Source organism: Actinocorallia lasiicapitis, from assembly GCF_054778695.1.
Map to the genome: position 1 here is coordinate 1 of NZ_BAAGZI010000768.1, position 1,103 is coordinate 1,103.

General features: G+C 74.2%; 1 pseudogene. It reads right to left on the reverse strand.

The features are described 5' to 3' along the window. Positions 1 to 1,103: pseudogene (locus ACYVE7_RS34475) on the reverse strand (hypothetical protein); the annotation flags it as partial.

The window sequence follows — 1,103 nt, forward strand, 5'->3', positions numbered from 1 at the left end:
GAGCTCGGCACGGGTCCGCACCGCGATGGCGTCGGAGCCGCAGTCCTCGGCCAGCCGCAGCGCCCGGGTGAGCTGCGCCCTGGCCTCGGTGCGCCGGTTCAGCCGGCGCAGACCGCTGCCGTGCTCGTACAGGGCGTGGGCGTACTCCAGCCGTGCGGTCGAGTTCTCCAGGACCGACAGGGCGCGCTCCAGCAGGTCGAGTCCCGCGCCGCCGCCGGTGATCGTGCCGAGGACGCGCAGTGCGCGTCCGACGGCCGAGGGCCGGCCCCAGGCCCGGGCGAGCTCCAGATCGCGGGCGGCCAGATCGCGGGCGGCGTCCGGCTCGTCGCAGAGGTGGAGGAGGTGGGCGGCCTCGGAGCGCCACGGCAGGAACGCCGGGTTGACCAGGCCGTTCTCGTCCAGGCAGGCCCCGCATTCGTGCAGTCTGGCCAGTGCGCGGTCGATGTGGCCGTTCTCCCGGTCGAGCCTGGCGAGGCTCAACGCGAGCCAGGGATGCCGGAGCTCGTCGCCGCTCTGCCCGGTGCCCGCGGCCCAGCGCAGGACGTCCGCCGCTTCGCGGTGGTTCTGCCGCTCGAGGAGGATCTCGGTGAGGAACGCCGCCGCGAAAGGTCTGATGATCTCCACTCCGTGGCGGTCGATGAGGACCATCGCGGTGCGCGCGTCCCGTTCGGCGGCCGCCAGCCTGCCCCGGCGGAGCCGGACGAACGCACGGAAGCAGCTCACGAGTGCCTTTCCGGTCGCCGACGAGCGCCTTCTGCACCGCGACATCGCGGCGTCGAGATGGACGATCGCCGCCGGTTCGTCGGCCGCCGCGAGCACCCAGCAGGCGTTGACGAACCCCTCGGCCTCGATGGACTGCTCCAGCAGGAGACCGTCGGCGAGCAGCTCGGCGGCTCTGGCCGGGATCCCCTCGGGAGACCTGTTCATGAGGGCGTCGCTCCACACCGCCATCGCTTGCGCGATCCGCCCCTCGACCCGCTCCGACGGCGGTTCCGACCGGCGTTCGGCGACGAAGCGGGCGGCCCGGCCGGCGATGCGTTCGCCGCGGTCGTCGAGGAGCCCGGGGGCGGCGGCGGCGATCTGGATCAGCCCGGCCTCGGCCC